This window comes from Streptomyces sp. NBC_00316, assembly GCF_036158715.1.
In the GTDB taxonomy this organism is placed as follows: Bacteria; Actinomycetota; Actinomycetes; order Streptomycetales; family Streptomycetaceae; genus Streptomyces.
The window spans coordinates 8,760,711-8,786,883 of sequence record NZ_CP108023.1 but is presented as its reverse complement, the minus strand read 5'-3'; the positions used below and the strand labels follow the sequence as shown (position 1 = coordinate 8,786,883).

Here is a 26,173-nt window from a genome sequence, read left to right as displayed (position 1 = left end):
ACCACATCGCTGCGCGATGTGCAAGGAACTGGGCTGCTTCGCAGCCCAGTTGTTCCCGCTTCGCGGGAACGGAGCGGTTCGCTTTGCTCACCGCGTTGCCCCCTTTCGCTTCGCTTCGGGGGCAACTGCAGTGCGGGTGCACCGTGTTGCGGGTGCGGGGCCGGCCTTCGGCCGGCTGGTGGCCTGCGCTGCGCTCCAGCCACCTGGTGACGCTCCGCGTCACTGGGTGTGCCACGCTTCGCGCGGCACACTTGCGGGCCTTGCGGCCCGAGCAGCAGCAGGGGTGGTCGCTCTCGGGAGCCTGCATGAATCTCCGGGGCGGCCCTCTTGGCGGAGGAGGGGTCGATCGGCACATCTCACCGGTGAGCAGCTGCCGTCAGTGCTTCCAATACTTCGTCAAAAGGGCGGGGCCAGTGGGACGTGCAGACCTCCTCTCACACCATGCGAGTCCTCATCGTCTGCTCCACCACGTGCAGGGCGTCTGTCTTGTCGTCGGATGGCGTGACTCCCCTGCGGTTCCCCTGTCTGTGCGATTACGGGCTTCGCTCATCATGTGGTGACGGGTGGTCGGAAACCATCCGCCCGAGGGGCGGTGGTCGCTGTCCGGGTGTGGGGGCTGAGTGGGTGTCAGTGGGGGCGTGGGGGGTGAGAACTGCAGGGGTCTCGGTGTGCTGCGATTGAGCGGTGTGTTCTTCACGGCAGCAGCACCTGTCGGGTGTTTGTGATGGTGAGAGTGCACAAGGTTTGCTTCAAAATTAATTGCAGATATAGTCTGGAACTTGTGGCCCTCCCTGATCCGAGGAGTGATGGAGTGCACCTCGCAGGTCTGAGGAAATGGTATGAGGACATGGAGCTGCTCGGGGTCGAGTTCGTGTCCGACTTCGAGGCGGTCCATGGGTACCTGCCCGGGGAGCACACTGTGTGCCGCGTCCCCGCCGGAGAGGGTCCCGTGTTGGTGGAAGTCTTGGCCCGGCAGGGCGTGGCGGGCCCGCTCCTGGAGTACTACGGGCATCTCGGTGGGGCAGAGCTGCCTCACCTCGGCAACGGGATCTGGATCGATGACGCCTCGTCCCTCATTGCCCAGGTCGCTGCAGGCAACTATCCCAACCGGCTCACTGGTGTTGTTGATGACACCGTGTCGGTGTTCGCCACAGACGGCGGTGGAGCCATGTACGCCCTCGGCCACACCAGCGGATACGTCTACCACCTCACCGCCGGCGCCCTCACGGGCAGCACCTTCGAGCTCGAGGAGAGCGGCTGCAGCATCGCTGCAGAAGACCTCGGGAGCTTCCTTGGGCAGCTACACGCTTCCCTCACCGCGGCCGTCGACGCGCAGCACGCCGCGCTGAAGGCGGCACACGGGCGGTAGAGACGGGCAGCAGGATTTCTGGGAAAGAGACGCCTCGATGGAAAAGAAAACACTCCGGCCGCATCAGAGAGAGGCCGTCGACGCGGTTATCCGTGCTCTCGAATTCCCTGCAAGATCACTTGTGCCCGAGCGAGGGCTCCGGACCCAGGTCATCATGGCAACCGGATCCGGGAAAACTCTCGTCGCCGTGCGCAGCGCGCAGGAGCTCCACGCGGGGCGTGTGCTCGTCCTCGTCCCCTCGCTGGACCTGCTGGCGCAGACCGAGGCCGCGTGGCGTGAAGGCGGCCGCACGGGCCCGATGATCGGGGTGTCATCGCTGCGGGGTGAGGAGGTGTCCTTCCCGAACACCACGGACGTGGACGAGCTGGTGGAGTGGACCCGGCCCTTCGACAAGGTCACCGTGTTCGCCACCTACGCCTCCCTCGGTCTGGGCACGCTGGAGCGCGCGCACACCGCGGGCCTTTCGGGCTGGGACCTGATCGTCGTCGACGAGGCGCACCGCACCTCCGGGCGGATCGGCAAGCCGTGGGCGGTCGTCCACGACAACCAGAAAATCCCGGCCCTGCGGCGCCTCTACATGACGGCCACACCCCGGCTGTGGCAACTCGGAGACGAGAACCAGGAACAGGGCGCGCCGGGTGAGCTGGTGGCCTCGATGGACGACGATCCAAACGGCCCGTTCGGCAGCCGCTGCTACACGCTGACGCTCTCGGCAGCGATCGACCGGGGCATCTGCTCCCCCTACCAAGTCGTATGCGTCGACGTCACCGACACACAGCTCCAGGCCGCGCAGCTCCTCGGTGGTGAGGCCCGGTCCGAGGCCGTACGCGGGGCGCGGCTCGCCGCTCTGCAGACCGCCCTGGTGAAGGCGTCGGCCGAGGAGGGCTTCCGCAGGACGCTGGTGTTCCACCACGTGGTGAAGGAGGCCGAGGCTTTCGCGGCCGGCCTGCCGGACGTCGCTCAGCGGCTGCACGTGGCGGATCCGGAGCTGTACCCGAAGACGGTCTGGGCCAACTGGCTGTGCGGGGAGCACAAGCCGCTTCATCGCAGGCGGGTGCTGGACGAGTTCGCTACCGGGATCACGGGCGACGGCACCGTGGTCGAGAAGAGCTATCTGGGGTCCGTGAAAGTCCTCGGAGAAGGCGTCGACACAGCCCGATGCGATTCCGTGTACTTCGCCGACGTACGCGGCTCCATGCCCGACCTCGTCCAAGCCGTCGGGCGTGCCCTGCGGATGCAGCCCGGCGAAGGCAAAACCGCCTCCCTCGTGGTGCCCGTACTGCTGGGGCCCGGGGAGACGGCGGACAACATGCTCACGTCCCGGGCGTACGGCGGACTGGCCAAGCTGTTGGAAGCCCTCCGCGCACACGACACCCGGATCGTGGAAGCCCTCGCCGAACAGCAGGCCCCCAGCCGCTCCCCCAAGGGCCGCGAGCTGGGCGAAGAAGGCGAAGACCAGGAGCAGCAGGCGGCGTGGGAGGGCGTCAGCAGCCCGGCCAAGGCCCTGCTGAAATTCTCCACACCCCGCAACCCCGCCCAGCTGGCCGCGTTCATCAACCTCCGCGTCCTCAACCCCGAACACGAGCACTGGCGCCGCGGTGTGGAAGCCGCTGTCATCTACCACCGACTGCATGGCGACCTACGCGTCCCATTCACCTACCGAATCCCCACCCAAGGACAAACAGACACTGAAAACGGGACCCTAGGCAGCGCAGCAGAGGCAGGGGCCGAGGCAAGGGCCGAGGCAAGGGCAAGGGCCGAGGCAGGGGCAGGGGCAGGGGCAGGGGCAGGGGCAGGGGCAGGGGCAGGGCAGATCGTATGGCCGACCCCGCTGCACAGCTTTCCACTTGGCCAGTGGATCGCCGACGCACGCCGCTTCCACGCCCAAGGTCGCATGAACCAAGACCGCGCCGCACAGCTCGAAAAGCTCGGCATGATCTGGTCCCACTACGACCTCGCCTGGGAACAAGGCCTGGCCGCCGCCCGCGCATGGGCCACCGAACACGGACACCTGCTCGCGCCCCTGGACGCCACGTTCCAGGACGCGACGGTGGGCATCTGGCTGAAGAACCAGCGGGCCGCCGCCCGAAAGACACAGGAGAACGAACAGCGGAGTGCCGAAGGCCTCTCGGCCCAATCGTCGCCCGGGGCAATGTCGCAGGAGCGGCGCGAGCAACTGGAAGACATCGACCCCGCCTGGTGCCCGGCATGGCCCGTCACATGGCAGCGGTGCTTCCACCTCACCCGCCAGCACCTTGACGCCGGCGGGACGCCACCCACCACGCCGGGCGACGTCGTACGCCAAGGCGAAGACCTCGGACGGTGGGTACGGGCGCAGCGGCTCGGATGGGGCAGCCTCACCGCGGTGCAGCAATGGATGTGCGAACACATCCTCGGCATCACACCCGCCAGCGAGAACGAGAAACCAAAGCCACGGGTCAGCCAGGCCGACAAATGGGCCACGCACCTGGCCGCCGCCCAGCAGTACTACAAGCGCGAGGGACACCTGCAGGTCCCCCGCAAGCACGTAGAAACCATCAGCATGGGCGGCCCAAGCGACGGCGACGACCGCGACGGCCAGGAACAGCGGGACGTGCAGCTGAAACTCGGCGCCTGGATCAGCAACCAGCGAAGCAGGGCCGCGACACTGGCGCCCGAGCGGGCGGAACAGCTCACCGCCATCGGCATGCGCTGGACATGAGGGGCGTCGTCATCGCGGCCGTCGCGCTCACGGTCGGCTACTGATTCCCAATGAAGTTGTCAATCTCATCCGGTGACGCGCTGTGAGCGATTCATCCGAGGACGGCAGGTTTGGGCGGAGCGGTGATCTCGAAGACTCGGCCGTCGCGTATGAGGGCCCAGAGAACGTTCAATCGACGCCGCGCGAGGGCGATGACTGCTTGCCTGTGGTTCTTGCCTTCGGCTCTCTTGCGTTCGTAGAACGCCTTCGAGGTAGAGCAACAGCGGGCAGCGACCTGCGCGGACATGTAGAAGACCCGCAGCAGGCGCCGGCAGTAGCGTCGTGGGCGGCGCATATTGCCGCTGATCCGTCCAGAGTCCCTGGGAACCGGGGCCAGGCCGGCGACGCCGGCGAGGCGGTCAGGGCTGCCAAAGACACTCATGTCTCCGCCGGTGTGGGCGATGAACTCCGCGGCTAGAACGGGCCCTATGCCGGGCATGCTCAGGATGACCTCGGCATGCGGGTGTTCACGAAACCGGCCCTCGATCAGGACGTCGGTTTCGGCGATCTCTTCATCGAGGGCCATCACTTCCCTCGCGAGCTTGGCAACCATGGTGGCGGCCAGTTTCTCCCCGGCGACGGCAGTGTGCTGGGCCTCAGCGGCTTCGACGGCGGTGGCCGCGACGAGCTTGTAGTTGCGGGCCTTGCGGTTCTTCAGCCACTCGGCGAGGCGGTTCTTGCCGATCCGCCGGAGGGCGGCTGGGCTCTGGTAGCCGGTCAGCAGCACCAGGGAAGCCTTTGAAGTGCTGTAGTCGAAGGCCCGCTCCAGAGCGGGGAGGTACTCCAGCATCTGGGCCCGCAGCCGGTTGATGCCCCGGGTCCGGTCCGCAGCCAGGTCCAGCCGCCGTGAAGTGAGGATCCGCAGGTCGAGGGCGATGTCGTCGCCGTGGCGCATCGGTTGGAGGTCGCGGCGCATGCGGGCCTGGTCGGCGATGACGAAGGCGTCTTTCGCGTCGGTCTTCCCATCGCCCCGGTAGGAGCCGGAGGCGTGATGGACGGTGCGACCGGGGATATAGAGGACCTGTTGCCCGTTGCCGGTCAGCAGCGCGATCATCAGCGCGGCACCACCAGCGTTGAGATCAATCGCCCAGGTCACCGGCTCGTCTTCGCTCAGAGCGAGGACATCGCCAATCAGATTCAGCAGTGCGGTCTCGTCGTTGGCCACCCGCCGCGACAGCTTCCGCTGACCGTCGGAGTCGATCACCACGCAGTGATGCTCGGCTTTGCCAGCATCCGTACCGGCCCACAGTTCGGGCATGGCCACCTCCGAAGTCGTCCCAGTACTTGTCCCAGCAGACGACCTCGCCAGCGTGTCCTTACCAAGCGATCTTGTCGCGCGCATCCCAATCAGTGGCCGAGTCGTCGCGGGGCACCGGGCGGCCAATCAGTAGAAGCCACTCCTGCGGCATGAGGTTGACAGCCACACCCAGTGCCCCTGGGCCTCCCGATCCTACGAGTGACCGGAATCAACCCACCAACAACGTAAGGAGGTTTTCGTGTTGTCGTCGGGTGGTGACGGTTCATGATCCCTGCGGTATGCCGGTGGGGTGAGGTATTCGGAGGGTGGGGGCCTGACCGCTGAGCGTCGGGCGTTTCGTGAGGAGATCCGGCTTCAGGCCGGGCATCGGTTCGCGGCGGGTGAGAAGACCTCGGTGATCGCGAAGGACTTGCGAGTGAGCGTGCGGTCGGTGGAGCGCTGGCGCCGTGCCTGGCGCGAGGGCGGCATGGAGGGCCTGCGTTCCGCGGGTCCGGCGAACTCACCGACCATCACCGATACCCAGTTCGCCGTGCTGGAGGAGGAACTCGGCAAAGGCCCGGCGACGCACGGCTTCGAAGACGAACGCTGGACCCTGGTCCGGGTCCAGGCGGTGATCCGCCGTCGGCTGCGAGTGAGCCTGTCGGTGGCGACGGTGTGGCGGCTGCTGAAACGGCACGGCTGGTCCTGGCAGGCTCCCGCCCGCAGAGCACTGGAGCGTGACGAGCACGCGGTGGAGCTGTGGAAGAAGGAGGTTTGGCCCCGGGTAAAAGGCTCGCGGCGGCCTTTGGGGCCTGGATCGTCTTCGAGGACGAGGCCGGTTTCTCGATGACGCCGCCCCGTGCCCGCACCTGGGGCCGGCGCGGGCACACCCCCGTCATCCGCGTGCGTGGCAGGTCCCGCCGCCGGACCTCGGTTGCCGCGCTGTGTTGCTACAAGGCCGGCGAGAAGAGCCGTCTCATCCACCGGCCCCGCACACACCTCCTGCTCAAGGACGCCCGCAAGAGCTTCTCCTGGCAGGACTATCGCGACCTCCTGGTGCGGGCACACATCCAGCTCGACGGACCGATCGTGGTGGTCTGGGACAATCTCAACACCCACCTGGCCACGGGGCTGAAGCGGTACGAGGCCGAACACGACTGGCTCACCACCGTCCGGCTTCCGCCGTATGCACCCGACCTGAATCCCGTCGAGGCCGTCTGGTCACTCGTGCGCAGAGCAATGGCCAACACCGCTTTCACCACACCCGACGACCTCGACCGAAAGCTCCGCAGCGAGTTACGCAGGATCCAACTCCGGCCCCGTCTCATCGACGGCTGTCTCACCGCCACAAGACTGGCCATCAACCCGCCGACCCCACCCTGAAAACCTCAGTAACGCGCCGCAGAGCGGCCTCGCCGAGGAGAGAAGACGTCTTCGGCGGAGCACCGCGCCAACGGGTTCTCAGCGCACAGCAGTCCGGTTCGGTCGATTACCTGGAGGTGAAACGACTGTGGCCCCCCGCGCCAACGAGGGGCCACACAGCAGTCCGACGGGTCTTGTACCTGGCCTCGAAGCAACTTCAGCACTTCACGAAAGGACGAAGACCTATCAGTTCCAACCCCGAGGTTACGGGGCCGCCTGGCCTGCCGTCGACCCGTATCCCCCGTTGGACGGCGTGGCGGGTGGCCTCCCGTGCCTTCATCGCCCGGCGTTCCGCGCCGGTCTGGGCTCGCACGCGACGTGTGTGGGGAACCATCCGCGGCTTCATCAGAAGGCACCGCGTCCTGAGCACCGTCGCCGGAGCCGTCTTCCTCGGACTGTTCAGCGGATTCGGCAAGGTCTTCGGCCAGTACTTCGCCGAGGAGGTACTGGCCTGGATCACGATGCGGTTCTGACCAACCCGTCGTTCTGCACCCGGTCCCGCAACCCGGCTACCGGGTGCAGAACGACATCGACCTCATCATCTTCCTCATCATGTCGGCGCACGCTGACATCCGGCCGGTCGTTCAGCTGGCCGCCCGGCGGTGGTACGCCCAGGCCAGATGGGTCCGGCCGGGGGCATGGTGAGGTGATGACAGACTCCCGGAGTCGCGCAGCGCAAGAGCACGCCCCGGCGTGGCCGAGCACGGCCGCCAGCTCGCCCAGGCCGAGACGGAACACCTGCGGGCGCAGCTGGCGACCAGTGGTGAGCACATCGCGGTCCTCCAGAAGGCGCTTGAGGCCTTGATCCCCGCGCCGGAGCGGGCCAGTGCTCGCGAAGTCGTCGGCGCCGGGGCAGGCGGATCTGCGGGGGCCTCTAGGAACAACCGGTGGCTGGCGGCGAGCGGCGTCGGTGGTGAGGGTGTGGAGTACGCGATCGAGGCCGTCGACTTCACCTACAAGCTCGTCGAGACCGCCATGGGGATGGACGAGGTCAACGTCTTCGCCAAGGTGACCAAGCTGGACGTCGGTGGCAAGTTCGGCGAGACGTCCCGTTCCATCTTGCAGATGGAAGCTCCCGGGCATGTACGCCAACTCCCACACGGACCACAACGCCGACATCTCCTTGCGGTCTCCACCGGGTGCCCGTCCGGCGAGGTTGCAGACCGGCTCGGGCAGTTCGACGAGGCGGTCAAGGCGGCCTCCGACTACAAGGACATCTTCGGCGAGGGCAGGTACTTCCTGGAGCTGATGGACCACGGCATCGAGCGCCGCGTCCGCGACGGACTCCTGGAGATCGGCCGGAAGCTGAACATCCCGCCGCTCGTGACGAACGACTCGCACTACACCTACGCTCACGAGGCCACCGCGCACGACGCCATGCTCTGCATCCAGACCGGCAAGAACCTCTCCGACCCCGACAAGTACGAGGTGGACGTCATCACCAAGCTGGGGCCCCGATGTACTTCCTCGTCGTCGCCGACTTCATCATGCGGACCAAGAACAACGGCATCGCGGTGAGCCTCGGCCGCGGTTCCGGCGCAGGATCGATAGTCACATACGCACCCGACGTCGACATCGACCGGTGTTGGACCAGCACGAGAACGACTGGGTCCGTGGTGGCCCCGGTCGGATAGCGAGCGCGGCTATGCGGAGCTCGCTCGCGGTGGTCCGGCCGACCAACAGCGCCTCCTGGAGGGTGGCCAGGGGCACGGTCGGTTCGCCGGCCTGACCACGGCTCGCATTTGCCCTGGTCAGAGCCGTTCCCCAAGATTTCGCTTCGTTATTTTGAGAAAAGTTCAAAACACGGGTGACATTTCCAGGATCTGCTCGCACATACCTCCTCTACAACAAGGCATCTCCAAACCATCCTCGCGCGAGGAAGACATCGTCGAGGTTGGCAGGGGACCAGACCGAGGGGGGCTCTGCCATGAGGGCAGAAGACGAGATCAACGAGATCGTGACCGCGAACCTGGCCGAGGACCGGGCGGCTCGGATCCGACGCGACGCCGAGCGGATCGAGGAACTGGCCTACCACCGGTTCGAGGGGCGGGATTACAAGGTGTTCGAGGACGAGCTGTACCGAGAGGTGCAGCCGATCGTGCTCGGAATGCTCCGCAAGGGAACGCTCGCCCGGCTCGCCCAGAAGCATTCCGAGCGTCACGGGCGGGGGTTCATCATGCACCCCGACGACCTGGCCCTGCTGAAGAGCAGCAGCGAAGCGCGGGACACCATCATGGTGGACATGGTGATGAAGGCGCTGAAGAAGCTTCAGCGCGACCTGAAGAAGGGGCGTGGCTGGAGGGCGGACCACAACGGTCCCCGTGGGGCCAGCTGCCTGACGTCGTACTTCATCACCCTGTGCGTCTGGATGTTCCGCCGGGCGTACGTGGAGTGGGCGAAGGCCCGTGTGAAGTGGGCGCGCCTGCACTCCGTCTACGACTTCACGGAGGACGCGGCGAACGAGGTGGGCATCGGGCGCCTGCTCGCCACCACCGACTACGTGGTGGAGGACATCTTCGGCACAGCTTTCGAGGAGATCCTCGATGAGCAGACGCCGGCGACTCAGGCCGTCGTGCGGCTGACGGTCATGGGCTTCGGGGGAACGGAGATCGCCGACAAACTGAACATGCCCCACGGGACCGTGCGGAATCGGCTGACGCGCTTCAGGACGGCGCTCTACCAGGCCGCGGCCGATGGCCGTATCTGGATCCCGAGGGAACTGCACACGCGGAAGGCGCCGCGTCAGGCCGAGGAGGTTGCCGCGTGAGCGGGCTCAATTTCCTGGCTGTCCGCGCACGGACGTGGCGTGCTGCCCAGGTGCTGAAAAGGGTGTCGGTATTCGCGCGGCGTCGGCTGACCGCCGCTGACGTATGGGTTCAGGACCACCACGTGGGTGTGGGGGCCACCGTGGTCGTGTTCCTCTGCACGGCTGTGGGGCTCCTGCTGCGGTTCCGGATGGACCAGGTGCTCGAGCTGGCGAGGCAGTTCGCGCCGGTGTGCACCATCGTCTCCTTCGCTATCGGTGCGATCTTCAGTTGGATCAAGTGGGTCCGGAAGCGCAGGAAGGTCCGGCTGGCGACCACAGGTGTCGCCAGGCCGTGATGAGGGGCAGAGACGCCCTGCCGCACCGTACGGCTCTCGGCCTGCGCTCCCACCTTGGAGCGCAGGCCGAGAGTGTCACCCGGTCCTGAAGGGCTTTCCAGCACATCACGGACCTTCAGCGGTCCCTCACGGCGCCGCTCTGCGCCGGGCGTGCCGTCACCGGGCGGCGATCGGCATCACGACGGCCACCATGACCGCGGTGCCAGCCACGGCGAGCGCGAGCGGCTGGATGGCCCCGGGGTGGCGGTGCGCGAGGTAGGCGAGCGCGAGCGCCGTCTGGATGGTGACGACGACAAGGAGCAGCGCGACGAGCAGGTTGAGCGAGGACATGCTGGTGTCTCCAGACAGGCGGGACGGTCTCGGTCGTACCGCCCCGGCTGGGGCGGTGACGGCCATGCGGGAGACGTGGGCGAGGCCCGCTGCTCCCGCGCGGCACCCCTACTGGACTGTGTAAAGCCGCTCCAGGCCCAGCCTTTGAAGCGGTAGTGCCACAACCGACTAAACCGGGTGCCATGTCATCAGACAGGTCCGCGAGCCGGTAGTGCTGCTGTCCTTTGCCCCTGATGACAGACTCCCGGAGTAACAGAGAACCCGGGCGCCTGGGCGCAGTTTCTCCCCGAGCAGCAGGAGCGGTTGTCGAAGCTGGGCGTACAGCCCGACCAGGCCCCGTCCCCTGTCCCGGCAGCAATGCCTACGGCGAAGGGCCCGAGCAGCCCAAGCGGCGTTCCAACGCGGCCTGACCGCCCTCACGCAGTGGGTGGAGCGGAAAGGCACGCACCGGCCGGTACCGCGCGGGCACAGCGAAGAGATCACGGTCAACGGCGAGGCAGAGCCGGTGATCGTGAAGCTTGGCGTATGGATCTCCAACACCAAATCCAGAAGGGACCGGCTGGACACCGCCCAACTCGACGCCCTCTCCGCGCTGGGCATGGACTGGGCGAAGGCATCTGCCTGAACGGAAGAGAAGGTTCACCATTGCCCGGTGAACCTTCTCTTCGGAATGGGTGTGCGGACGGGCTCCGTCCACACACCTACTTCTTCTTGGGGGTCTCGTTGACCGTGGTCTTGGGATGACGCTTGACGGTGGACTGCTTGACGAACTTGCCGGTGATCGCGCTACGTCCGCGGCCGCTGCTGGAGGTGGAGGCCTTCTTGGGCATGGTGAGCTGCTTCCTTTCGAGCCAACCTCACCGTCTCGATTTCGAAACATCACGTCGAGACTAAGGGCTGTCCCGTAATCCCGGGTGGATCAGAGCGCGGCGTCAGATGCGGTGCATCGCAAGGCGGAGGGACGTCCGCATACTGGGCGTATACGGGCGTTCCGACAACGCGGCGAGGTGCCGTAGCTGTCGTCGTGCGCCCGCCAGGGGTTACGGGACAGCCCTTAGATCAGTATTGTTGTCGCCGAAGGTTGAGCGCGTGCCATCGCGGCCTGCGCCGAGGGCGGTAGGCGGTAGGGCTCAGCGCTCTCTGGAGGGGGCGGTGCGCCCTGCGCGCGGCGCCGGAATCCCGCACCGGCCGGTCAACGCCCGCAATACGATGCGCGGATGAGCGAGCTGGCGCCGGCCGGACGGCGCACCCTGTACCAGCGCGGGCCGCTGCGCCGCGCGCTGCTGGACACCTCCGTGCTGACCACGGACATCATCGCGGCCACCCGTCGGCGGGACCCGTCGTCGTTCGTCGCTGGGGCGCGGGCGGGGACGGTGCGGTGCCTGATCCCTGTTCACGTGTGGGAGGAGGTGCCGCGGGTGCTGGCCGACCGGCACCAGGAGGGCGGGCGGTTCGATCTGGGGCGGGCACTGGCGTTGTGGCAGTCCCGGTACGCGCCCGTCCTGTACGTCGTGGACACCGCCGGCCTGCCGATGACCCCCGAGGCAGAGGTTCTCGCCGGACGGGATGCCTCCGATGTGCCGATGCTGCTGTTGGCCGGGGTGATCGCCCCGGTGGTCATCATCGGGACCGATGCGGACCTGGTCGACAGTGGACTCGCGGTCAAGGAGTGGCGGGAGCTGCGCTCGGCCCTGGGGGACGTGGGGGTGACGGAGGGCAAGATGATCGACCTGGAACGGCAGGCCAGCGTCTTCCTGAATATCACGGAGCACCTGTTCAAGGGGGTGATCCGGCAGAGCAGCCCGAAGCATCTGGCGGCCGCAGCGGTGGTGGCCGGGGCGGTGGGCGGGGCGCTGTACTGGCGGCAGCGGAAGCGCCCGCGCGTCCCCTCGCAGCGGCAGCCGGTGTGGCCGGTGATGCTGGAGCACGTCTCGACGCGGATGGCCGCACACGCCGAGCGGCACACCCGCGGTGAGGACCGGTGGCGGCAGGCGGAGCTGGGGACGCCCGGCGCCACGCTGCTGCATCGGGTCGCACGGACATTGGTCAGGTCCCGGGAGCCTCTGACCCGCACGGCGATCGTGGAGCGCCTGGGCGAGGCCGTCCCCGGCGCCGGGCACACCGAGCGGATGGCGGCCGTCCGGGACGTGCTGAACGCCCACGCGATGTTCGTGGACGTCACGGGCCGGGGACACTGGCAGGTCGGCCGCCTCGGCAGCCGATAACTGGAGAGCGCTGAGCCCTACCGCCAGAACCGGTGCCGATAGTCCCTGCCCCTCTCTTCGGGGATCCATCTTTGGTCAGCTGCGGCGGATCCTCTTCAAGTTGTCCAACGACAGTTCGTGATGACCAGTGGCTTCCTTGCTCGATACCCAGGCCAGGACCTGCGGATCGGGGCGAGAGTCGCGTTGGCGGAGGCCTGCGGTCCACAAGCGGCCCCGCCCACTGGCGGAGGCGCACACCGTGTGCCCGCCATGAGGCGGCGGGCAGGTTACGGGGTGCGTCGGTAACCAGCCTGTCAGCTACCCACCTGGAAGGCGGGCTCAGGCCCGGTCTGCCTCCAACCGGCTCCCGGTTCGCGCGCTGCGCAGGACGTCCCGGATGGTCGTGACGACGAGTGAGGGCTCGTCCAGGTGCATGTCGTGGCCGGACCGCTCGGCCACGACATGCCGGCTGTCGTCTGACAGGCGGGCGAGCTCCTGGTGGAAGCCATGCCAGCAGCGCCAGGCGGCCGGTGCCGCCGTTCCGGCACCGTCCAGTTCGTTGGTCAGCAAGTCTCCGGGGGTACGGGTCAGCAGGGCCAGCGGCCGTGAGCCCAGTGCCCCTGGCTCCAGGCGCGCGGATGGTGCGAGCCTCATCCATCCCCGCAGCTCGCGCAGCAGCGTGCGGGGGTCGATGCCGCCCGGCTTCCTCCGCGACAGCGCTATGCCGACGGGAGTGAGCACCCGCTGCTCCAGCCTGGCCCGGAGGGGGAGGTGCCGGGCCAGCATGCGCCACTGGCCCTCGTAGGCGGTGTCGACCAGAACCAGCCCGGCTACCCGCTCGCCGTAGCGCGCCGCGAATGCCCGCGCGTACAAACCCCCAGCCGAGTGGCCAACCAATACCAGCGGCCCGTCGACGCCGACGGCGTCCAGCACCCCCTGCAGGTCACGGGCGACGTCGTCAGGGGTGCGCCGATCTCGCGCACGGTCGCTGGTGCGGTAGCCGGGACGGTCGTAGGTCACGACCGTCGTATCGGTGGCCAGGGCCTGGGCAATCGGCTCCCAGGACTCCACAGTGGCGCCCCAGCCCGGTTCGATGACCACTGCAGGTCCCCCCGAGCCCGTCACGAGGGCGCTGATGCGATGTCCTCCCACTTCCACCCGGTACTCCCCTGCAACCACCTGCGAGTCTCCCTAACGCCGTGGACAGGGTTACAGCCTAGGCGAGTTCAACTGTCTGGCCTGGCATACGGGGTGAGCAGTAGCGCACTGGTGCGGACTCTCCCGAGACTCCTGGCGTGGCTCAGGGCGAAGTCACGCTTGCCGTACTCGTCGAGTTCTTCCGTGGCGGCGCCGGTGAATCTCGGCCTTCGTGTGTGCCCAGCGCGGGGCCGCAGCAGGTCTCGAAGTTGGAGCGCCGGCACAGGTGGCTTCCGATGGGCTGCAAGGTGAGGGTGGCCGGGTCATCCCGGGCCGGGGTGAGATGCGCTTCTGCCGCAGGTAGGCGAATGACGTCCAACCGTCAGTTGACCGCAGATCCGTTCTCCAGATAGGCGGTCGCTGCTCGCGCGCGGGCATCGATACTGGCTTTCACCCGGCGGGCCAGCAGGGGTCAGCCTTTTGTCGAGCTGATCCGTCGTGGCGAATTCGAACGCGCGGAGCTCTTCAGGCTGCAACCGGCTTCGAGCTGCTCCGCCGACAGCTGGCCGCCGTCGAAGAGCATCACAATTCCTTCGCTGCGTTCGGGGCGGGGGCGATGTGGGCACGGGTTACCCGGGGCCGGGTCTGTAAAGCTAACGGCTGATCTTGGTTGTTGAGGTGTCAGTGGTTGGTGGGGGTGAGGCGGCCCTCGAAGGCGATGTGGAAGGCGTTCAGTGGTGCCTTCCAGCGCATGGTCCAGCGTCGTCGCCCCTGGCCAGTGGGGTCCAGGCTCATCAGCGCCATATACACGCACTTGAGAGCGGCGGTCTCGTTCGGGAAGTGTCCGCGGGCCCGGACGGCCTTGCGTATGCGGGCGTTGACGCTCTCGATCGCGTTCGTGGAGCAGATCACCTTGCGGATCTCGACGTCGAAGGACAAGAAGGGGACGAACTCGGCCCAGGCGTCGGACCACAGCTTGATCACGGCCGGGTATTTGGTGCCCCAGGTTTCGGAGAACTCCAGGAATCGCTCGGTGGCGGCGGCCTCGCTGGGCGCGGTGTAGACGGGCTTGAGGGCCTTGGCCATCTTGTCCCAGTCCTGCCGAGCGGCATAGCGGAAGCTGTTGCGCAGCAAGTGGATCACGCAGGTCTGCACCATGGTGCGAGGCCAGACGGTTTCCACCGCGTCGGGCAAGCCCTTCAGCCCGTCGCAGACCAGCATCAGGCAGTCGTCCAGGCCGCGGTTCTTCAGTTCGGTGAAAACCTGCAGCCAGAACTTGGCGCCCTCGCCGCCGTCGCCGGCCCAGATTCCGAGGATGTCGCGGGTGCCCTCGACGGTCACGGCCATGACGACGTAGATCGGCCGGTTCGCCACCTTGCCGTCACGGATCTTGGTTCTGGCGCGATTGCCGTGAAGGTGGGGGCCGAGGGCGTTCAGGGGCGCGGCCGGGTACGTCCTTCGGGGCGATCGATGTCGCTGGTGAAGCGCTCCAGGAAGGCGGCGAACGCGGCCACCCCCTCCGCGGCGGCCTGACTCTGGCGCTCGGCCCGGCCTCCTGGCTGCTGATTGCGACCTCGTACGACGCGGGGTCCTGCCACACCACCTGACGCCCTGTCCGACCGCGCCAGGAGCAAGGATCCCGTATCGAGACGATGCGAACCGCACCGGACTCGTCGGTGGCAAGTCCGTTATCAGGCCAGGTTGTTCGCCCCGGTCGAACCCCGACCGCACACGGCGCGGTCGTCGACCGATCCGTCGGAAAAAATCACCGGCGCCGGCTCCAGTCAGAAAAGCTGTTTGACATGAACACTTCCCATGGCTCCGATCGCTTGCTACCAAGTGGTAGCAAGTTTTCCTGTCAGGGAGGTTCCGTGAGACCGACCAAGTCGTTATCAGCCCTCGCCACGCTGATCCTCGCGATGGTGTTCAGCCTGTTGCTGACCGGTCCGGCGCATGCTGCCGGCCCGGCGTACGTAGCGCTGGGGGACTCCTACTCGTCCGGCAACGGCGCGGGTAACTACGACAGCGCGAGCGGCGGCTGTCACCGCAGCTTCAGCGCGTACCCGTACCTGTGGAAGAACGCCCACGCCCCGTCCTCGTTCGCCGACACCTCCTGCTCGGGTGCGGTGACCACGGACGTGACCAACAACCAGCTCGGCCCGCTGAACCCGACCACCGGGCTGGTCTCCCTCACCATCGGCGGCAATGACGCGGGGTTCTCCGACGTCATGACCACCTGTGTGGCCGGCTCGGACTCCGACTGCGTCAACCGGGTCAGCCAGGCCGAGGCCTACGCCCAGAACACGCTCCCCGCCCGCCTGGACGCCGTCTACAACGCGATCCGCGCCAAGGCGCCCAACGCCAAGGTCGTCGTGCTCGGTTACCCGCGCGTGTACACGCTCAACGTCTTCTGCGTCGGCCTGTCCGACACCAAGCACCGCAAGATCGACGAGGCCGCGGACGTCATCGACAACGTCATCTCCAGCCGGGCCGCCGCCCACGGCTTCGTCTTCGGTGACGTGCGCAGCACCTTCAACGGACACGAACTGTGCTCCGGCGACGACTGGCTGCACGCCCTGGTGGCCTCGCCGAGCTGGGAGTCGTACCACCCCACGGCCACCGGCCACTCGAGCGGCTACTTCCCCGTCCTCAACGCCAAAAGCTGACCACTCCCACGAACCGGCGCACCGCAGAGCCCCTGTCCGCCGCACTCCGCGAACAGGGGCTCCTTCCCGACCGGCGACCCCCCGCCCAGGCCGCGTGCAGCTCCCAGTAGACGGGGGAGATGGCCTACGGGCGGGGCCACCTGGGCCGCGCTTTCGATGACGGCGGTTCCGATGGATACGTCGACGCCGACGTGGGCGGCGCCTGGATGCCGGTCCCGGACAGCTCCTTGTACAGGTTGATCGCCCAGTTGCGCAGCGCTGCCGCGGCGGCGTTGATGTTGCCGACCTCCGGCACGGGGTCGATGGAGCCGGCGCCTGTGGTGTAGAACAGGGTGCCCGCGCCGGCCTCGCGCCAGCGGGCAGCAGCGACTTGGTGGCGGTGATCGCGCCGTACAGCTGGAACTCCATTTCGTGCTGTACGTGGGATGGGTCCGTCTGGCTCGGGGTGGTCAGGGCGGTGGGCCGAAGGTACCCACCGGGGAGTACTCCAGGACATCGATGCCGCCGAACCATGCAGCGGCGTCCTGAGCGCGTCGCGGTCGAGGACGTCCGCAGGAAATGCAGCGGCGGTGATGCCCTCGGCGGGCTGCGAGAGATCGGCGCGAGCGAGAGGTCGGCACCAAGCTCATGGCGAATTGCCGCCTCAAGCTGGTCAAAAAATGCGACAGCCTGCCTGTCGCAGCAGCATCTGCGCGATGTCACTCGCTCGCCCTGCTGCAGCTCTCTTTCTCACTGCTCCGCGCAGCGATGACGTCGAACATGGCCTACCAGATCCGCAGGATGGTTTGGTCGGGCCCCCACCGCTCGTACGACGGCATGCCGCCACCTGCCACCTCGGCTGCGAAGCACCAGTGCCTCGTCGAGGCACTGGGCTGGTTCGAGGCCGCCGTCTGCGTGGGCGAAGCCCTTCTGCCAGAGGACTTCACCGGTCTGTTGCCGAGGGATGACGGACCCAACAGCTGGTTCTACCGCGCTGTCGGCGGACTGGCCAACACGCTCTGGAGGCTCGGCCGGTTCAACGCAGCGGAGCACACGCTGCTGACTCTCCTGCACCTCAACCCGCTGGACAACTACGGCGCGCGCGATCTGCTGCCGCTCGTGCGCAGCGGCCGGCCCTGGACCACAGACCTCGTCGACCAGTGGTGACCACTCCTGTTTCGTCGAGGACGGCTTCCCCGGCAAGGACCGGGCGGTGTGGCGCCTGAGCCGGCGAGGCCGACGCCGAGGAGGTCTGTCGCTGGTCCGGTTGATTTTGACTCGATTGGCCACGCTCCTTCGGCGCGGCCGGGATCATGGCGCGCGTACGTGGCGATGCAGGGCGGGAGGGCTGTTCGCGGCTCTGATCGACGCTTTGACCTGGGCTGATCGTACGGCGCAGCCTTCGCGGGTCGATGTTGTCGATCTTCGGGGGACCTGGTGGCGGTCGAGTTTCTGTCGGATCAACAGGCAGCCCAGTACGGGGCGTTCAACGAAACGCCGTCTCGTGCGGAGTTGGAGCGGTACTTCTTCCTGGATGACTCGGATTTGGAGAGCCGTTGCCACGCCCGCTGGCATTCCTCTTTAATCTCCCTGGGTAGACGTCGTGTCACAAAAACGGGGAGGACACGTGCTGAAGAAGGTTGCCGCCATAGGTGCGGCCGCTGCGCTGTGTTGGGGCCTGGGTACCGCACCCGCACAGGCGGCGGGGATGGCGTACCAGCACGTGGGCAGCGCGGCTTATAACCTGGAGGATTGCCTCGATTACAGGGCCGACTACGGGCCCTACACGACAGGCTGCAACGGTGGCGCCTATCAGACCTGGCTGATGGTCGATGCCCTTGAAACGTTGACCGAAATTCGGCAGAACGTTGGTGACAAGCTGTGTTTGGTCGCCCGCAACGGTAAGCCCACGATGAGGCAGTGCTTGGCCAACGATCCGGCAGCCTTGTGGACCGTGCACAACATCGATGCCCGGGCGGGGTTCCAGCTGATCAACAACGCAACCAAAACCTGTCTTGTCGCGGGATCAGGGACGATCCGTCACGTAACCCTGAACACGTGCGACGGCGGTCTCTCCCGGCTGTGGGCCCCCTACTACGCCTGACCAATGCCAGCGGCCCCGGCCGTCTGCAATGGCCAGGGCCCCTGGCATTCATGGATGGGTCAGAAGAGATCGGTTAGGCTCGCGTCCTCGATGTCCCGCCGTGCCGCGGCCGCCTTTCCTGCGCCTCCTGCGATCACTCGATCAGACCAACGACGGCGCTCAAGACAGGGAAACGTGGCTCCTGCCTGCCACCCGACCTACCCTTGCGGCTGGTGTCTGGGCACGCCATGCCCGGCTGATGCGCGGCAACGACGCGATCTGTGGTCAGGACTCGCTGGTGGAAGTCGGCACCCTCAGCGTCCACCGGCTGAACCTGTCCTGGATCGGTTGCTGGGACAGAGGTGTCCCGATGAAATTCGACATCTCGCAGCACGAGGACGGCGTCATTACCTCGATCACCACCCACGCCACGTTCTCCGCCACGGCACGTGCAAGAAGCGGTAAAGTCTGGCGTCCTTCCACGAGACCGAGGAGAGCGCATGCTCAAGAAGACCGCTGCCCTGGGCGCGGCCACGCTGCTGTGCTGGGCGCTGGGAACCGCCCAGGCCAGTGCCACCTCGTCCTACCGCCACCTGCGCAACGTCGGCGCCGTGGGCGAGTGCCTCGACTTCCGGGCCGACCCCGAGTACGGGGTCTACACGACCGGCTGCAACGAAGGCGCCTACCAGACCTGGACCATGGCCACGCTTCCCGAGACCGCGACCGCGCTGCGCCAGAACGCGGGCAGTCGTCTGTGCCTGGTGGCCCGCAGCGGCCAGCCGACGATGAAGCCCTGCCTGGCAGGCGACCAGGCCGCCCTGTGGACCGTCCACGACTTGGGCCCCAGCACCACCGGATACCAGATCATCAACAAGGCCACCGGGACCTGTCTGATCGCCGGGTCCGGGGCGATTCATCACGTCTCCCTCGGGGCCTGCCCCGGAGGCGGCTCACGGCAGTGGATCGTGTACTCCTGACCTGCGAGCCGGGCTCCGTCCTCTGCGGAGGGCGGGGCGTTCGGGCGAACCCGACGGAGTACGCCAGGAACTCTGGGCCCTTCTCTGCGTCTATCAGGCACTGCGGACCCTGATCGCCAAGACCGCCGTAATCGCGGACATCGACCCGGCCCGCATCACTTTCCCTCCCGTCCTGGACGCCGCGAAAAGGTCCACCCGGACGGCTTTCCCCCTGAACTCCACGCCAGGACCCTGTCGTTCCTGATAGCTGACCTCCCCCGCATGCTCATCCGCGACCGCCCCACCCGCGCTGCCCCACGCACCACGAAGCGACCCCATCTCAGCTACAAGACCCGCAGCTCACCCGAGCCCGGCACCCGCCGCGTCACCCGCACCATCGTTCTCCCTCAACTGGCGCCCGCCGCCACGATCTAACTCATGGCCATTGGTGTCTGGGCTAGGACTCCAAGGCCATCACGGAGCGTGCAGACGCACGATCCGACACCAATGTTCCTCAACCCCTGAGGGGCCCTGCGCTTCTCGGACAGCGGTGTTGAGGTTCTGCCTATGCCGCTGCCTGCAACTCTTCGTACTCGGCGTGGACTTCTGCGGGAGTCTTGTAGCCAAGTCCGGAGTGGAGGCGCTTTCGATTGTAGAACATCTCGATGTAGCGGACGATAGCCCGGTGGGCATGTGCGCGTGTTGGGAACGTAGTTCGGTGCACAAGTTCGTTTTTGAGGGAGCCGAAAAATGATTCAGCCATCGCATTGTCCCAGCAGACACCGGTGCGGCCGACCGACGCTCGCAGGCCCAACGAACTGAGCTTGCAACGAAGTTCCCGAGACGTGTATTGACTGCCGCGATCGGAATGAAATATGCATCCTTCGGCGAGGTCGATGTTCCGGGCCGCCATATCGAGTGCATCCGATATGAGAGAGGTCTTCATGTGGTCGGCCATCGCCCAGCCGACCACCGCTTTGGTGTGGCAGTCGATGACGGTCGCGAGATAAAGGAACCCGGCCCAGGTGTGAACGTAGGTGATATCGCTGACCAGTTTGCGCCCGGGAGCGTCAGCGGTGAAGTCACGGGCCAGCAGGTCGGGCGTGGCCGGCGCCGCATCATCGGCGATCGTGGTCGCCCGCCAGGGCCGCGGCTGACACGGCACCAGGCCGAGCTCGCGCATCAGCGCGCGGACCAGTTCTGCTCCGGCCTGCACGTTCATCCGCTGGAGCGCGGCGTGGACACGCCGGTAGCCGTAGGTCTCCTGAGAGTCGGAGAAGACCTGGAGGATGACAGCCCTCAGTTCCGCACGACGCTTCGCGGTGGCCGACAATGGCCTCGATCTCCAGTGGTAGAAACCTGACGTGGATACTCCCGCCCAGGTGCACATCCGCTGCACAGGAAAGTTACCGGCCTCGCCGTCGATGAACTCGCACTTCTCCGTCACCGGTATTCCTGGGCGAAGAAGGCCGCCGCTTTTCCCAGGAACTCGGTCTTCATGCGGAGTTCCCGGTTCTCGCGTTCCAGTTCGCGCAGGCGAGCACGTTCGCTGATGTTCAGCGGAGGCTCCTCCCCGGCGTGCTCCTGCCGGTACCGGCTGACCCAGGTGCCCAGCGTTCCCTCGTTCACTTGTATCTCTCGGGCGACCTCGGCAATCGGGCGGGACTCCACGACCACCATCTTGACCGCCTCGTCCCGAAACTCAGGACTGAACTTCCTACGCTTCTGTGCCACGTGCTCTCTCCGCCGTTCTGGACTTCGATCCTATGGGGACCGCTGTCCGAGAACTTCGGGGCGCCTCACCCCTAGTCCGGGACTCGTTCGCTGACCATGACGTCCCCAGCACCTTGATGGGCGTCACCGTGCTCGGCTACAAGGATCAACTCGTCGAGATCGAGGCCGTCGCCGCCGTGCTCGATTCTTGAGCCCACTGACACGCTGTGGCGGCATGTGTGCGACATTCCGCGAGTTCCCCTGAGCCCCGCTGAGTCACTGGCCCGTGGCCATGGGGTTCTTCCTCCCTCGGGTGTTCTGCAGCTCTGTGACGTAACTTCGGAATTCTCGAAGCGTTCTCACTCCGTCCGACCGATCAGCGGTCGGACTGAAGGTGAGGAGGTTCGGGTTGGCGCTGGCAGTCGTACGCGACTGCGCGAGGCGGAGCAGGCATCGCAGTGAAACCCACTCGACCTGCTCAACCCACGGACGAGATCCGGCCTTGGGGCACTTCGGAACCATGGTTGGCGGTACCGCCAACCATGGTTCCGAAGTGCCCCAAGGCCGTACTCCCGCTTCAAAGCGCGTGCGCCCGCCCCCACGATATGGGGGCGGGCGCACGCGCGTTCTTCACTCTGGCACGGCCCGGGGATCCCCGGGTCGGATCATGGGCCAGCCCAGAGGAGAGATCAGGCCCCTGCCGGCGGACCCGTGCGCGGCGCGCAGGCCTGCCGCGGCCGTCAGTGGTCGTTGACGAAGCTGACGGAGTACGAGCCGTTACCGCCCTCCCCCTCGTAGGTGAGGCCGATACGCATTCCCTCGTCCGGGTTGTACTGGCTGCCGTCACTGGCCCGGCGGGTGGCGCAGCTGCCCTTGCCGCCGCTGGCCGTGACCTTGTAGCCCGAGCGGTTTTGGGTGAGGTCGTCGACGGTCACCCAGGCCGAGTGGCCGTTCGTGGACGTGTCGCACACCGAGATGATGTCCCCGTGTTCCTCCACGTAGACCCTGACACCCCTGCCGGAGTACGTGTGGTCCCAGCCGCTGCTGGGCGCTTCGACGGCGCCGGCGGACGGCGCAGTGACCGTGGTCAGCCCGGTCAGGGCGGCGGCACCGAGCAGGGCGGCGGCGGTGCGGCGGCCAAGACGGGCGCGCTTGGCGACGGTGGAGAGTGTGGTGATGTGAGACATGAAGCCTTCTCGGATCGGTGACGTGATGAAGTGATCACTCTATGAGCTGAGCGACGTCGATGTTGCACGAAGGAAGCTGGCTCTGCCTCAGCAGGCCCCGGCCCGCGAGACGGCGCGGGCTGGGGTCAGGTCCCCGAAGTGCCCCAAGGCCGACCCTTGCCTTTCTGAGCAACCGGCACAGGCAACACCGGTGCTCCACCTGCGAATCCAAGGCGCCTCGTGCGGTAGCTCTCTCGACACATAAGCGGAACCATCGCTACCGCCAACCACGGTTCCATTGTTCCAAGCGCCGCCAATTGCATCGGATGCGAACTGGCGACAGTTGGTGTGTCGGCGCCAGCGGAGGCGGATGACACCTCGCTGAACAGGGACGTCCGGCTCTGGCGCGTTGCGCGACCGTAGCGGCTGGCGAGGCTTGATGGCCAGCTGCCGTCACTCGTCCGGATGGATGGCCTGCGGTTTCGCCGTCGACTCGCATCCGATGCGGTTTTCTCGCATTGGATGCGAGCTACGGAGAGTGGTGGACGGTGAGGTTCAACGGGACGGTTCCGGGGAGCGAAGGCCCAACAACTGTTGCGAATGAGCTGGTGGGCAGTCAGATCGACTTTCCACGGGGCTGCGGGTAGCCGATCTCCGAGATGTCCTGGGCCAGGTCCGCCATGCTGACCTCTATGTTCAACGACGAGACGAGTTCCTGGCCCAGCGGCCGCAAGGCATACACATCGCTCACGGCTCCCAGGTCCACAGAGACTTCGTAGTAATCCTCGGCGAAGCGCTGGAACGCTTCAGGAGATCGGTCGACCAGGAGCTCGAACAGCCTCGTCGCCCCGTCAGGGTCAGCACGGTCCGAGGGGAAGTCGATCGTGCCGTGGTGCCACTGATCGTCCTTCGCCTCACGCCACAAGCAGGCCGTTACGACGGGCACACCGTCCTCGTCGGTAAACGCAGGCTCCTCGACGAAGGGCTTGAATGCCTCGGGAACATCGTCGATCACTCCCGGCCAAGGCTCGCCATCGTGGCCATACGGGCTCATCGGTGACTCGTGCCCAAAGCCGCGGACATAGTGGGCTTGATCCGCTTTGACGGACATTCGAGATCAGGGGTTCAGCCCCGGGAGGATGTCCATCATGGAGAGCATGGGGAAGAAGAAGCCTCGCCGCCCTCGTCGTTCGTTTACGCCGGAGTTCAAGGCCGAGATCGTCGGGCTGTGCCGACGGGGTGACCGCTCGGTCGGGCAGGTCGCCAAGGACTTCGAGCTGACCGAGACCGCGGTGCGGGACTGGGTCAAGCAGGCCGAGGTCGATGCGGGCGAGCGCAACGGGCTGACCAGCAGTGAGCGCGAGGAACTGGCCGCGTTGCGGCGGGAGAACCGCCGGCTGCGCGAGGATGTCGACGTACTCAAGCGGGCCACAGCTTTCTTCGCGAAGGAGACCCGGTGACGGTGCACCCGTTCATCGAGGCGGAGAAGCAGGCAGGTCACAGCGTCAAACGGGCGTGTGAGCTGATGAAGGTCTCCCGGACCGCCTTCTATGCCCGTCGCTCCGGCCTGCCTGGCCCCCGTGCAGTGCGGGATGCCGAGCTGACCAAGCAGATTGTCGAGGTCCATGCGAAATCGCGCGGAACCTATGGGGCCCCGCGCGTGCACGCCGTGCTCATGCGCGAGGGTGCCCGGTGCGGTCGCCGTCGTGTCGCACGACTGATGCAGGCCGCAGGACTGCAGGGCCGGCACCGCAGACGACGGCATTTGACCACGATCCCTGATCCCAGGGCTGCCTTCCGTCCCGACCTCATCGTCCGGGACTTCCAGCCCGACCGCACCGGGCTCGATGCCCGCTGGTGCGGCGACATCACGTATGTCCCGACCGAGGAGGGCTGGCTCTATCTGGCCACGGTCATCGACATCGCCTCCCGGCGCGTGGTCGGCTGGGCAACCGCCGATCACCTGCGAACCGAGCTGGTGGCCGACGCGCTGACAGACGCCTGCCGGCAGCGTCGCCCCACCCATCCCGTGATCTTCCATTCGGATCGCGGCTGCCAGTACACCAGTCAGCAATTCGCCTCGCTGGCAAGCGAGTTCGGGATTCGACTGTCGGTCGGCCGCACCGGTCAGTGCTGGGACAACGCGCTCGCCGAGTCGTTCTTCTCGACCATCAAACGCGAACTGCTCGGCACCTCCGCCTGGCCCAGCCGGGCCGCCGCCCGCACCGCGATCTTCGATTTCATCGAGGGCTGGTACAACTTGCACCGATTGCACAGCAGCCTCGGCTACCTCAGCCCCGCCGAGTACGAGACCGCACTCGCAGCCTGACCACCACACCAATGGTGTCCGTCAAAGCGGAGGAAGCTCAGTAGTACCGGCTTTCCCAGTCCGGGCTCAGGATCGCATCGAGCATCGCAAGCGAGCGGCACAAGTCTCGAAGGTTGGCGATGGTGGGAAGCTGGCGGGCTACGTCATAGACAGTCACGGGCACATCCAACCGGATGCCTCTGACATCCGCCGCCCGCTGGCAGGCGTCACGATCAGTAGCAATTCCAGAACCGGACAGGCCAACACGCGACAATTGAATACGCGAGCCCACCAGTACCGAGGCCGAGATCATGGACAGATGCTGTCGACCGAACCATCAGCCCGCGAGCTTCAGGACCGCGCCGTTCTCTGGAGCATGGGCGAGATCTGCGCAACCGACGTCGTCACTGCTGCCTGTGATGCACTCGTTGCCGGCCTCGACAGTCCTGCTCTGCGGACCCTGGCCGCGTGCACACGCGCGGAGGCGGATTACGACGTCCCCGACCTCCTTCCCCCAGCACTCGACGAACTGGGCCTCATCTTTCACCCAGTGGGCAGCGTTGCCGGACAGGAAGCCGTCGCACGGACGCTTGCCGCCCGGATGCTGGCCGGCGAGCTGACGCCTCGCGAGCTGGCCTTCCGGATCCACCAGCGCTTCGGGCACGAGCTGTCTCTGGCCGAGCGACTCGCGAATCTGGACGATGAGTACGACCTCTTCCAATACGACGGCGACGGAACACCGGCCCGGGTCGACGCCGATGTCACGGCCGAAGCTCTTCGGCTTGCGCAGCATCCTCGTGTTCCAACCGAACCCACGGGTCCGCCGGCCTGATGCAGACCGGTGGACCCGTGGGTTCAGGCTGAAGGGCCTTCGGTTTCCTTGAACCCACGGGGATCATGGGGCGTGACCCAGATGTCAGAAACCCGCCGCGGGGTGATCTTGGGCTCCTGACGGGTCGCCAACAGCGCGCGTCGTTATGGCGCCGGGGCCGCGGGTCCCACCGCGTGCATGGCGGGCTGGTGTGCCTGCGGCATCTTTGGTGAAGTCGTTGTCCCGAGCGGCTGCAGGACTCCATGATCCTGCCGTGGCCTTTTCATTCCTGCGCAAGCGCCAGGCCCCACGGGGCCGGTACACCCCGAACCTCTGGCCCGTATGGATCATGGCGCCGCTGGCCCTCGCCGCGGCCGGTGTCCTCGGGTGGGGCATCTTCGCCTACGCGTACGACCACTTCGCGATGGCGGCCGCTGACCAGAAGCCACCCCAGCCGGTCAACATCAATGACGTCCTCAAAGCAACCGTCACCGCCCTGACCCTGATCGGTGCCGTCCTCGCCGGTCTCTACGCTTACCGCAAGCAGCTGCTGTCCGAGGGCGACGCACACCGCGCAGACGCAAGCCAACTCGCCGACCGCTATACCGCTGCCGCCGAACAACTCGGCCACGAGCAAGCCGCCGTCCGCCTCGCCGGCATCTACGCCCTCGCCCGTCTCGCCGACGACTGGGAAGAGCAACGCCAGGTCTGCATCGACGTCCTGTGCGCCTACCTCCGCATACCCTACGAACCCGACCCGATGACCCCCGGCTACAAAGTGGGCGAGCGCGAGGTCCGGCACACGATCAATCTCGTCATTCGGGGCCACTTGCAGCAGCCGGACTCCCCCACTGCCTGGTGTACGTACCACTTCAACTTCAGCGGTATGGCTTTCGACCGCTTCGACTTCGACTTGTCGAGCTGAGCTTCCTCCGCTTTGACGGACACCA

26 protein-coding genes and 4 pseudogenes are annotated in these 26,173 nt (G+C 66.6%); 20 read left to right on the top strand and 10 right to left on the bottom strand.

The window, feature by feature from the left end; all coding sequences use genetic code 11:
• Positions 1-724 precede the first annotated feature (724 nt).
• Positions 725-1,369: a hypothetical protein gene (locus tag OG878_RS39290; RefSeq protein ID WP_328884794.1), complete on the top strand. Its 645-nt coding sequence runs from the start codon at positions 725-727 to the stop codon at positions 1,367-1,369.
• Positions 1,370-1,406: 37 nt separating this feature from the next.
• Positions 1,407-4,070: a DEAD/DEAH box helicase gene (locus OG878_RS39285; protein ID WP_328891079.1), complete on the top strand. Its 2,664-nt coding sequence runs from the start codon at positions 1,407-1,409 to the stop codon at positions 4,068-4,070.
• Between the two features lie 91 nt (positions 4,071-4,161).
• On the opposite strand, the gene OG878_RS39280 is transcribed toward OG878_RS39285, so the two are convergent.
• The gene (locus OG878_RS39280; RefSeq protein ID WP_443049033.1) at positions 4,162-5,367 is read right to left on the bottom strand and encodes an IS110 family transposase; all 1,206 of its coding nucleotides are present in this window, start codon (positions 5,365-5,367) and stop codon (positions 4,162-4,164) included.
• 289 nt (positions 5,368-5,656) lie between these two features.
• Here OG878_RS39280 and OG878_RS42485 point away from each other — a divergent pair.
• From OG878_RS42485 to OG878_RS39250, 5 genes and pseudogenes are all read left to right on the top strand, one after another.
• A protein-coding gene (locus tag OG878_RS42485; protein WP_443049034.1) for an IS630 family transposase occupies positions 5,657-6,729 on the top strand; the annotation gives its coding sequence in 2 pieces (ribosomal slippage) (positions 5,657-6,103 and positions 6,106-6,729; 1,071 coding nt in all).
• Positions 6,730-7,088: 359 nt separating this feature from the next.
• A complete protein-coding gene (locus OG878_RS39265) occupies positions 7,089-7,241 on the top strand; it encodes a hypothetical protein (RefSeq protein ID WP_327340824.1) in 153 nt (50 codons plus the stop codon).
• A 649-nt stretch (positions 7,242-7,890) separates the two neighbouring features.
• A pseudogene (locus OG878_RS39260) lies at positions 7,891-8,348 on the top strand (hypothetical protein); the annotation flags it as partial.
• Positions 8,349-8,695: 347 nt separating this feature from the next.
• Positions 8,696-9,535: a hypothetical protein gene (locus OG878_RS39255; protein WP_328884800.1), complete on the top strand. Its 840-nt coding sequence runs from the start codon at positions 8,696-8,698 to the stop codon at positions 9,533-9,535.
• Positions 9,532-9,870 (top strand): hypothetical protein, encoded by a 339-nt coding sequence (locus OG878_RS39250; protein ID WP_328884801.1) that lies wholly within the window; start codon positions 9,532-9,534, stop codon positions 9,868-9,870. Before OG878_RS39255 ends, OG878_RS39250 begins: the two co-directional genes overlap by 4 nt.
• A 156-nt stretch (positions 9,871-10,026) precedes the next feature.
• Here the strand turns inward: OG878_RS39250 and OG878_RS39245 are convergent, their stop codons facing one another.
• Entirely contained in the window at positions 10,027-10,200 is a 174-nt protein-coding gene (locus OG878_RS39245) for a hypothetical protein (protein ID WP_328884802.1), read from the bottom strand.
• A gap of 427 nt (positions 10,201-10,627) precedes the next feature.
• On the opposite strand from OG878_RS39245, the gene OG878_RS42480 reads away from it, so the two are divergent.
• Positions 10,628-10,825 (top strand): hypothetical protein, encoded by a 198-nt coding sequence (locus OG878_RS42480; RefSeq protein WP_443049036.1) that lies wholly within the window; start codon positions 10,628-10,630, stop codon positions 10,823-10,825.
• Positions 10,826-10,901: 76 nt separating this feature from the next.
• Here the strand turns inward: OG878_RS42480 and OG878_RS39235 are convergent, their stop codons facing one another.
• Positions 10,902-11,030, bottom strand: coding sequence for a hypothetical protein (locus OG878_RS39235; protein WP_267064037.1), 129 nt, complete (start codon positions 11,028-11,030; stop codon positions 10,902-10,904).
• Between the two features lie 387 nt (positions 11,031-11,417).
• On the opposite strand from OG878_RS39235, the gene OG878_RS39230 reads away from it, so the two are divergent.
• Entirely contained in the window at positions 11,418-12,425 is a 1,008-nt protein-coding gene (locus OG878_RS39230) for a PIN domain-containing protein (RefSeq protein ID WP_328884803.1), read from the top strand.
• Between the two features lie 318 nt (positions 12,426-12,743).
• Here OG878_RS39230 and OG878_RS39225 read toward each other — a convergent pair whose 3' ends face one another.
• The 3 genes and pseudogenes from OG878_RS39225 to OG878_RS39215 form a co-directional block, all read right to left on the bottom strand.
• Complete coding sequence (locus OG878_RS39225; RefSeq protein WP_328884804.1) at positions 12,744-13,505, bottom strand: alpha/beta fold hydrolase; 762 nt, start codon at positions 13,503-13,505, stop codon at positions 12,744-12,746.
• Between the two features lie 717 nt (positions 13,506-14,222).
• Positions 14,223-14,981 (bottom strand): annotated as a pseudogene (locus OG878_RS39220) (IS256 family transposase); the annotation flags it as partial.
• Positions 14,975-15,139, bottom strand: a complete 165-nt coding sequence (locus OG878_RS39215; protein WP_328891531.1) for a hypothetical protein — start codon at positions 15,137-15,139, stop codon at positions 14,975-14,977. The pseudogene OG878_RS39220 and the gene OG878_RS39215, both read right to left, overlap by 7 nt.
• A 273-nt stretch (positions 15,140-15,412) precedes the next feature.
• Between OG878_RS39215 and OG878_RS39210 the strand changes: the two genes are divergently transcribed.
• The 6 genes and pseudogenes from OG878_RS39210 to OG878_RS39190 all read left to right on the top strand — a co-directional run bounded on the left by OG878_RS39210 (position 15,413) and on the right by OG878_RS39190 (position 19,660).
• Positions 15,413-16,207 (top strand): SGNH/GDSL hydrolase family protein, encoded by a 795-nt coding sequence (locus OG878_RS39210; protein ID WP_328884805.1) that lies wholly within the window; start codon positions 15,413-15,415, stop codon positions 16,205-16,207.
• A 747-nt stretch (positions 16,208-16,954) separates the two neighbouring features.
• Positions 16,955-17,353 (top strand): hypothetical protein, encoded by a 399-nt coding sequence (locus OG878_RS39205; RefSeq protein WP_328884806.1) that lies wholly within the window; start codon positions 16,955-16,957, stop codon positions 17,351-17,353.
• Between the two features lie 270 nt (positions 17,354-17,623).
• Positions 17,624-17,737 (top strand): annotated as a pseudogene (locus OG878_RS42475) (DUF4158 domain-containing protein); the annotation flags it as partial.
• A gap of 76 nt (positions 17,738-17,813) precedes the next feature.
• The gene (locus tag OG878_RS39200) at positions 17,814-18,290 is read left to right on the top strand and encodes an RICIN domain-containing protein (RefSeq protein WP_328884807.1); all 477 of its coding nucleotides are present in this window, start codon (positions 17,814-17,816) and stop codon (positions 18,288-18,290) included.
• A gap of 479 nt (positions 18,291-18,769) precedes the next feature.
• The gene (locus OG878_RS39195; RefSeq protein WP_328884808.1) at positions 18,770-19,246 is read left to right on the top strand and encodes an RICIN domain-containing protein; all 477 of its coding nucleotides are present in this window, start codon (positions 18,770-18,772) and stop codon (positions 19,244-19,246) included.
• Between the two features lie 261 nt (positions 19,247-19,507).
• The gene (locus OG878_RS39190; RefSeq protein WP_328884809.1) at positions 19,508-19,660 is read left to right on the top strand and encodes a hypothetical protein; all 153 of its coding nucleotides are present in this window, start codon (positions 19,508-19,510) and stop codon (positions 19,658-19,660) included.
• A gap of 130 nt (positions 19,661-19,790) precedes the next feature.
• Here the strand turns inward: OG878_RS39190 and OG878_RS39185 are convergent.
• Positions 19,791-20,959 (bottom strand): IS3 family transposase gene (locus OG878_RS39185; RefSeq protein ID WP_328884810.1). Its coding sequence is split into 2 segments (ribosomal slippage): positions 19,791-20,707 and positions 20,707-20,959, totalling 1,170 coding nucleotides; the frame shifts between segments, so codons are not numbered across the junction.
• 68 nt (positions 20,960-21,027) lie between these two features.
• Between OG878_RS39185 and OG878_RS39180 the strand changes: the two are divergent.
• Positions 21,028-21,150, top strand: a pseudogene (locus tag OG878_RS39180) (RidA family protein); the annotation flags it as partial.
• A 528-nt stretch (positions 21,151-21,678) separates the two neighbouring features.
• On the opposite strand, the gene OG878_RS39175 reads toward OG878_RS39180, so the two are convergent.
• Both OG878_RS39175 and OG878_RS39170 read right to left on the bottom strand, forming a co-directional pair.
• Positions 21,679-22,125 carry a hypothetical protein gene (locus OG878_RS39175; protein WP_328884811.1) on the bottom strand — a complete coding sequence of 149 codons (447 nt, stop codon included), beginning with the start codon at positions 22,123-22,125 and terminating at the stop codon, positions 21,679-21,681.
• 595 nt (positions 22,126-22,720) lie between these two features.
• Positions 22,721-23,119: a hypothetical protein gene (locus tag OG878_RS39170; RefSeq protein ID WP_328884812.1), complete on the bottom strand. Its 399-nt coding sequence runs from the start codon at positions 23,117-23,119 to the stop codon at positions 22,721-22,723.
• A 133-nt stretch (positions 23,120-23,252) separates the two neighbouring features.
• Here OG878_RS39170 and OG878_RS39165 point away from each other — a divergent pair, with 133 nt between their 5' ends.
• Positions 23,253-23,564, top strand: coding sequence for a transposase (locus OG878_RS39165; RefSeq protein WP_390838786.1), 312 nt, complete (start codon positions 23,253-23,255; stop codon positions 23,562-23,564).
• Positions 23,561-24,433 carry an IS3 family transposase gene (locus OG878_RS39160; RefSeq protein ID WP_328884813.1) on the top strand — a complete coding sequence of 291 codons (873 nt, stop codon included), beginning with the start codon at positions 23,561-23,563 and terminating at the stop codon, positions 24,431-24,433. The genes OG878_RS39165 and OG878_RS39160 overlap by 4 nt, the downstream gene beginning before the upstream one ends.
• A 37-nt stretch (positions 24,434-24,470) precedes the next feature.
• Here the strand turns inward: OG878_RS39160 and OG878_RS39155 are convergent, their stop codons facing one another.
• Positions 24,471-24,725, bottom strand: coding sequence for a hypothetical protein (locus OG878_RS39155; RefSeq protein WP_328884814.1), 255 nt, complete (start codon positions 24,723-24,725; stop codon positions 24,471-24,473).
• Positions 24,726-24,731: 6 nt separating this feature from the next.
• Between OG878_RS39155 and OG878_RS39150 the strand changes: the two genes are divergently transcribed.
• A complete protein-coding gene (locus tag OG878_RS39150; protein WP_328884815.1) occupies positions 24,732-25,244 on the top strand; it encodes a hypothetical protein in 513 nt (170 codons plus the stop codon).
• Between the two features lie 253 nt (positions 25,245-25,497).
• A complete protein-coding gene (locus tag OG878_RS39145; protein WP_328884816.1) occupies positions 25,498-26,148 on the top strand; it encodes a hypothetical protein in 651 nt (216 codons plus the stop codon).
• Positions 26,149-26,173 lie beyond the last annotated feature (25 nt).